The organism is Deltaproteobacteria bacterium, assembly GCA_029858205.1.
GTDB lineage: Bacteria > Desulfobacterota > GWC2-55-46 > GWC2-55-46 > DRQE01 > JAOUFM01.
Window position 1 is genome coordinate 24,989 of the sequence record JAOUFM010000016.1, and the last position, 6,088, is coordinate 31,076.

Genomic DNA, 6,088 nt, shown 5'->3' on the forward strand with positions numbered 1-6,088 from the left:
AGAGGTAGAGATGAAGAAAGGCGTAAAACGCGTTGTGCTTGCCTATTCGGGCGGGCTGGATACGTCCGTAATAATCAAGTGGCTTATCGAGAATTACGGCTGCGAGGTAGTGGCCTTTGTCGCTGACATAGGGCAGGGAGCCGAGGTAAAGCCGCTTAGGAAGAAGGCCATAAAGACCGGGGCATCGAAGATTTTTATAAAAGACCTTCGCGAGGAGTTCGCCAGAGATTACGTGTTCCCGATGCTCCGCTCGGGCGCGTATTACGAGGGCGGGTATTTGATGGGCACCTCGATTGCGAGGCCGATAATCGCAAAGGCGCAGATGGATGTAGCCAGGGCAGTCGGAGCCGATGCCGTATCTCACGGCGCAACCGGAAAAGGCAACGACCAGGTAAGGTTCGAGCTTACCTGCTATGCCATAAACCCGCACATAAAGATAATCGCGCCGTGGAGAGAGTGGGACATGAAGGGCAGGACCGATTTGATAGACTATGCCGAGAAACACGGCATCCCGGTCACTGCCACGAAGAAAAAGCCCTTTAGCACAGATAGAAACCTCTATCACATAAGCTTCGAGGGCGGAATACTCGAAGACCTCACAAAGGAGCCTCCGTCAGATACGTTTGTAATGACAGTACCGCCTGAGAAGGCCCCGAATAAGCCGACTTACGTAAGTGTAGGATTCAAGGACGGAGTGCCGGTAACCGTTAACGGTAAGAAACTTTCTCCGGCTGTCCTTGTCGAGACGTTAAATAAGATTGGCGGCAAGAACGCAATCGGAAGAATAGATTGCGTTGAGAGCCGCTATGTCGGCATGAAGTCCAGAGGCATATACGAGACCCCGGGTGGCACTATACTGCATGCGGCAAGAAGGGCAGTTGAGTCCATAACCATGGACAGAGAGGTAATGCACCTTAGGGATTCTCTCGCAGTGCGTTATGCCGAACTCGTGTACTACGGGTACTGGTTCTCGCCCGAAAGGACTGCGCTACAAAAGCTCGTTGATGAGGCGTGTATGGGAGTTACCGGAGAGGCGAAACTGAAGCTCTATAAGGGTAATATCACCATAGCTTCGAGAAAGGCCGAGGGCTCGCTCTATCATCCGGACTTTGCTACCTTCGAAGAAGACACTGTTTACGACCAGAAGGACGCCGAGGGGTTCATAAAGATAAACGCTCTTAGGCTAAAGATTAAGGCAATGACCTCGAAAAGGAAGAAATGAGGCTTTTAAGGTTTCAAAAAGACGGCAGAGCCTGCTCGGGCATGGCCGAGGGCGATACGGTTTACGAATTAAAGGGCGGCGATGTGCTTGGCTGCGGCCAGGCGTATACTGAAATAAAGGCAGAGAAGGGCGAAAAGGCAGGAGAGCTTTCTTCGTTTAAGCTCCTTAGCCCCGTGCTTCCGTCCAAGATTGTTGCTATAGGGCTTAATTACAAGGCGCACGCTGCAGAGTTTAATAAGGAACTTCCATCCGAGCCCATGATGTTTCTAAAGCCGTCGACCTCTGTCATAGGCCCTGGGGATGCAATAGTCTATCCTTCGCACATGTCCAGACGCGTCGACTACGAGGCCGAGCTTGCAATTGTTGCCGGGAAGACGGCAAAGGACGTAGAAGCGGGCGATGCCAGGGACTATATCCTCGGCTATACCTGCATAAACGACGTTACTGCCAGGGATTTGCAGGGTAAAGACGTCCAGTACACGCGTGCCAAGGGGTTCGATACCTTCGCGCCAATAGGGCCGTGGATAGAGACAGAGCTTAAAGACCCGATGAACGTGCGCGTGGAGAGCTACTTAAACGGAGAGAAGCGGCAGGATTCCTCCACAAGCGACATGATTTTCAGCGTGTATGAGCTTTTCAGTTTCGTAAGCAAGGTAATGACGCTTTACCCGGGCGACGTCATAGCAACGGGCACGCCTTCGGGGGTCGGCAAGATGAAGCCCGGCAATACCATAGAGATACGGGTCGAGGGCATAGGCTCTCTTTTGAATACCGTAGTTGAAAGAACACAAAAATAAAAGAGCGGAGGTTTCAATATAAATCATGTCAGATGAGTACATCCAGCAACTCTTTGCCGAGCGCATAGGCGGCGAGAACTTCGGCAAAGATACAAAAATATACAAGTTCGAGAAGATAAAGCGGGCAAAGGCCGAGGCAAGAAAAAGTAATCCAACGAAGGAGCTTCTTGACTTTGGCGTTGGAGAGCCCGATGAAAGGGCGGCTGACGTCGTAGTCGAAGCCCTGAAGATAGAGTGCGGCAAGCCGGAGAACAGGGGATACTCAGATAACGGCATAGCGGAGCTTAAGGCTGCTGCTGCAAAGTACATGGACAAGGTCTACGGTGTTTCAGGCCTTGACCCGGAGACGGAAATCATACACTCCATAGGCTCGAAGCCGGCGCTTGCGATGCTTCCTGACTGCTTCATAAACAAAGGCGACGCGGTGCTTATGACAGTGCCCGGGTACCCGGTGCTTGCAACCCATGCCGAGTGGCACGGAGGAACTACCGTTAAGCTTCCTCTTAAGGAAGAAAACGGATTTCTCCCGGACCTGGACGCGATAAAGGAAAAGGATTTAAAAAAGGCGAAGATACTCTATATCAATTATCCCAACAACCCGACGGGCGCAACCGCTACCGTGGATTTCTATAAGAAGGTTGTGGAGTTCGCGAAGACGAATAACCTCGTTGTGGTGCAGGATGCCGCCTACGCCGCACTTAGCTACGAGAGCGGCAAGCCGCTAAGCTTCCTTACCGTGCCCGGGGCAAAGGATGTCGGCATAGAAATCCATTCCTTCTCAAAGGCCTATAACATGACGGGCTGGAGGCTTGCCTTCCTTGCCGGAAATAAGAAGGTCATAAGCGCATTCGCAAACGTCAAGGACAACTACGATTCAGGGCAGTTCATCGCGATACAGAAGGCGGGCGTGTACGCGCTCGAGCACCCGGACCTTACCGATAAGATAACAGCCAAGTACAAGAGGCGTCTTGCCCTTATGGTGGACGCGCTAAATGCCGTGGGTTTCAAGGCAAAGATGCCCGGAGGCTCGTTCTATCTTTATGTAAAGGCGCCAAAGGGCGCAAACGGGACTCAGTTTAAATCGGCTGAGGAAGTGTCCGAGTACTTCATAAAGAACGCGCACATCTCTACCGTGCCGTGGGACGACGTGGGCAGTTATCTTAGGTTCTCGGCCACGTTCGTTGCCAAGGATAAAGAAGACGAGACGCGCGTCATCGAGGAAATGGGTAAGCGCCTTGGCGCCCTTCATCTGGCGTTCTAAGCGTTAACGGAGATTATGTCCGGCTCGGTATACATCTCGATAGGCTCGAATACCGGAGACAAGGTTGCGAATATTCGCCGCGCCCTGGCCCTTTTGTCGGAGCGCCAGTTCGCAACAGTCGAGGCCGTATCTCCGTTTTATTCGACAAAGCCGTGGGGCAAGACAGACCAGGATTCTTTCGTGAATTGCGCTGCCAGGCTCGCTACCTTCCTTGCCCCGGAGAAGCTTCTTACGATGCTAAAGCTAATCGAGACGGAGATGGGCAGGACTCACACCGGCAAATGGGGCCCGCGTGTCATAGACCTGGATATAATATTCTACGGCCATGAAGTAATCAAGACCGAGGAGCTTACGATTCCGCACATACATATGCACGAGAGGCCGTTCGTGATGATTCCCTTAAACGACATCGCGCCGGAGGTCGAGCACCCGGTCTTTGGCGTGACAGTAGGAGAGCTGGCAGCGGAGTTTTTCCCTTCCGAGGATGTCAGCAAAATGGAGGAGAAGTGGGAAGGTTCTTAGGCATACTCGTATTCCTTGGCGTGATCTATTTTATCGTGAAGATTGCGGTGAGGGCGGCGTTGAGGCCTGCGGGACAGCGCATCGAGCCTTCAGAGCCAACGCAGGGCACGGCGCAGCCGCCGACCCCGTCAAAGTCTTACGCCGAAAGCAAGGCCGGCAGAAGCGACATGGTCTACGATGAAATGTGCAAGAGCTACATCTCCGAAGAGAACGCGATGAAGTTAGAGCACGGAGGAAAGACCCACTATTTTTGCGGCGGCGCCTGCCGCCAGATGTTCTTAAACAGCCAGGGCAGCGGCCCGTATTGATTTGAGCGCGGCTTAAACGGATTAGAGCCCCTTCTCCAGCTTTTCGGGAGAGGGGGTTTTGTTTTTGCGGCGTGCTGTGGTAGAATCGGGGTGTGGCAGTGTGAGGCAGTGCCGGATGTTTGGGTTGTAAATACGAGGGCGAAGCTATGAAAAGGTTATATCCTTGCAAGATAGTCTATAAAAACAAACGGCGAATTGTTGTCTGGGTAACCGATGAAGACGCGGGCGATGTTCCAGGAGAAGACGATGTTTTCATGGTAGACTCGTTTGGCGATTTGATTTGCGCAAAAAATAGAAAGGATTTAAAGAAAATATTAGGTAAAAGTTTTGGAAAAGTTTTATGGGAAGGCGAGGGCGTCTATAATTTTGACAGGTTTTGGAGTGGATTGAGTACACTTAAAAGCGGCAAGGTCGTTCCTGTCAAGGTATGCGACGTGATTATTGATGGTTGGAATTTTATCGAGGATGTAATGTGGACGTTTTTTAGGAATAAAAGGGAAGGCAGCAAATTGTGGACGAATGTGCCTGGAAGGGTTTATCAGAAATTTTTTTACGGTATAAATTTGCCAGCAATAACTCCGGAAGGCAAACACTACGATGCGGTTTTTACCGGTGAAGAGATTCGTGCCCTTAGGAAGAACATGAAAGAAACATGGAAGTTGTTGGAGAAAGACCCAAGATTTTGGGGCGTTTCCAAGCCAGCATAGGGTGTTTTTTGCGGGATAATTATGACAACGACGACAGCAAATAATGGCAGCGTGTGGACGATTTTAGGCGGCTTTGCTGTTTTTATTTATGCAGGTTTTTTGCTGCTTAGCGGATATCTGGCTTTAGGAATGTTTTTTTCTGTTCCGCCCGGCATGGCGTGGTACGAACATTTTTTGCCGCACAATTTGTCGTATACGTTTATTCCATATTTTGTATTGATGGCGACTTCTATCGCAGGGCAATATAGAGAAGCGTTTAGCCTGCGCCTTGCGGCGCAGGGATTTGTAAGCGGTGTGTTATTGCTGTATGCTGCTCTGCACCATACCTTTGAAAATATAGCGATGGTGCTTGGCGCGGCGCATCTGCTCGTGACAATACTTTCTATCTGGCTGAATTTGCATTTTATAGGAAAAAAGAAAGCGGCGTAAGGCCGTTACCGTCTCTTTGGCCAACCATACCGGCCAATTTGGCAATACCATGATAAATCTAATTATGACTTTTAGAAGGAATTGTGATGTTAACCGCTATTGAAAGAGGGTGCAAAGCATGGGATGCAGGTAAGCCCAGGGTTGCTTTTGATATATTTAAAAAAGCAGCGCTGTCCGGCGATGAGGAAGTTTTTCTGAATCTTGGGCATTGTTACCTTGCTGGTAAGGGGGTGAGGAAAAATTTAAAAAAAGCAATGTTTTGGTATAAGAAAGCAGTGCGAAGTGGTGATGGGGCTGCAGCAGGTAATATAGGAATAATGTATAGAAATGTTGCTAACTTTCAAAGAGCGAGGCATTGGTTTAAGAAGGCAATTGGTCTTCGTAATGGAGGTGCGGCATTGGAGCTGGCGAAGATATATTTACATGTTAGGAATAAGAGTAATATAGGGAAAGCAAAGAAATACCTGAAGATAGCCATAAAGTCTAAGTATATTTCCGAGTATGACAAAGAAGAAGCTGTGGCAATATTGGGAACTTTGAAAAAAGCCGTATAGATACCGTCTTGGCAGTCAAGCGCCCTTTTCGCCGGTTCAAGTTTGCAACCCGAACCGGCAGAAAAATCCTGATAATGGAAGACTGATAATTTGTTTTGCGGTCATTCCTACATCTCCACCCTTGTGGTTATCCCGTGGAGCTTACTTGCCGGAAGGTTATAGAACTGCACGAAGTTCGGCGAGACCTTTCTTAGAAGCGAGAACATCCTCCAGAAGATATTTTTCGTCGCTATGTCCTCTATGCCGTAAAACATGACCTTGGGCTTTATGTTGTGCTTTTCGAGTATC

The 6,088-nt window shown here is 49.7% G+C and carries 9 protein-coding genes; 8 read left to right on the forward strand and 1 reads right to left on the reverse strand.

Annotated features, from left to right (window positions below; genetic code table 11):
* The first annotated feature begins 10 nt into the window (after positions 1–10).
* The 8 genes from OEV59_09485 to OEV59_09520 all read left to right on the forward strand — a co-directional run bounded on the left by OEV59_09485 (position 11) and on the right by OEV59_09520 (position 5,800).
* Entirely contained in the window at positions 11–1,222 is a 1,212-nt protein-coding gene (locus tag OEV59_09485) for an argininosuccinate synthase (protein MDH4227959.1), read from the forward strand.
* A complete protein-coding gene (locus OEV59_09490) occupies positions 1,219–2,019 on the forward strand; it encodes a fumarylacetoacetate hydrolase family protein (protein ID MDH4227960.1) in 801 nt (266 codons plus the stop codon). Before OEV59_09485 ends, OEV59_09490 begins: the two co-directional genes overlap by 4 nt.
* Positions 2,020–2,044: 25 nt before the next feature.
* Entirely contained in the window at positions 2,045–3,280 is a 1,236-nt protein-coding gene (locus OEV59_09495; GenBank protein MDH4227961.1) for an LL-diaminopimelate aminotransferase, read from the forward strand.
* 15 nt (positions 3,281–3,295) lie between these two features.
* Entirely contained in the window at positions 3,296–3,802 is a 507-nt protein-coding gene (gene folK / locus OEV59_09500) for a 2-amino-4-hydroxy-6-hydroxymethyldihydropteridine diphosphokinase (protein ID MDH4227962.1), read from the forward strand.
* Complete coding sequence (locus tag OEV59_09505; GenBank protein ID MDH4227963.1) at positions 3,787–4,110, forward strand: hypothetical protein; 324 nt, start codon at positions 3,787–3,789, stop codon at positions 4,108–4,110. The genes folK and OEV59_09505 overlap by 16 nt, the downstream gene beginning before the upstream one ends.
* 146 nt (positions 4,111–4,256) lie before the next feature.
* Positions 4,257–4,817, forward strand: a complete 561-nt coding sequence (locus tag OEV59_09510; protein ID MDH4227964.1) for a hypothetical protein — start codon at positions 4,257–4,259, stop codon at positions 4,815–4,817.
* A 21-nt stretch (positions 4,818–4,838) separates the two neighbouring features.
* Positions 4,839–5,246 (forward strand): hypothetical protein, encoded by a 408-nt coding sequence (locus OEV59_09515; GenBank protein ID MDH4227965.1) that lies wholly within the window; start codon positions 4,839–4,841, stop codon positions 5,244–5,246.
* A gap of 86 nt (positions 5,247–5,332) precedes the next feature.
* Positions 5,333–5,800 (forward strand): sel1 repeat family protein, encoded by a 468-nt coding sequence (locus tag OEV59_09520; protein ID MDH4227966.1) that lies wholly within the window; start codon positions 5,333–5,335, stop codon positions 5,798–5,800.
* Between the two features lie 107 nt (positions 5,801–5,907).
* On the opposite strand, the gene OEV59_09525 is transcribed toward OEV59_09520, so the two are convergent.
* On the reverse strand, positions 5,908–6,088 hold a 181-nt coding region (locus OEV59_09525), incomplete at its 5' end, for a hypothetical protein (protein ID MDH4227967.1).

What these genes read in the sequence shown, in the direction of transcription:
- OEV59_09485 (MDH4227959.1), top strand. Translation starts at nt 11, where the DNA reads ATGAAGAAAGGCGTAAAACGCGTTGTGCTTGCCTATTCGGGCGGGCTG.
- OEV59_09490 (MDH4227960.1), top strand. Translation starts at nt 1,219, where the DNA reads ATGAGGCTTTTAAGGTTTCAAAAAGACGGCAGAGCCTGCTCGGGCATG.
- OEV59_09495 (MDH4227961.1), top strand. Translation starts at nt 2,045, where the DNA reads ATGTCAGATGAGTACATCCAGCAACTCTTTGCCGAGCGCATAGGCGGC.
- folK (MDH4227962.1), top strand. Translation starts at nt 3,296, where the DNA reads ATGTCCGGCTCGGTATACATCTCGATAGGCTCGAATACCGGAGACAAG.
- OEV59_09510 (MDH4227964.1), top strand. Translation starts at nt 4,257, where the DNA reads ATGAAAAGGTTATATCCTTGCAAGATAGTCTATAAAAACAAACGGCGA.
- OEV59_09515 (MDH4227965.1), top strand. Translation starts at nt 4,839, where the DNA reads ATGACAACGACGACAGCAAATAATGGCAGCGTGTGGACGATTTTAGGC.
- OEV59_09520 (MDH4227966.1), top strand. Translation starts at nt 5,333, where the DNA reads ATGTTAACCGCTATTGAAAGAGGGTGCAAAGCATGGGATGCAGGTAAG.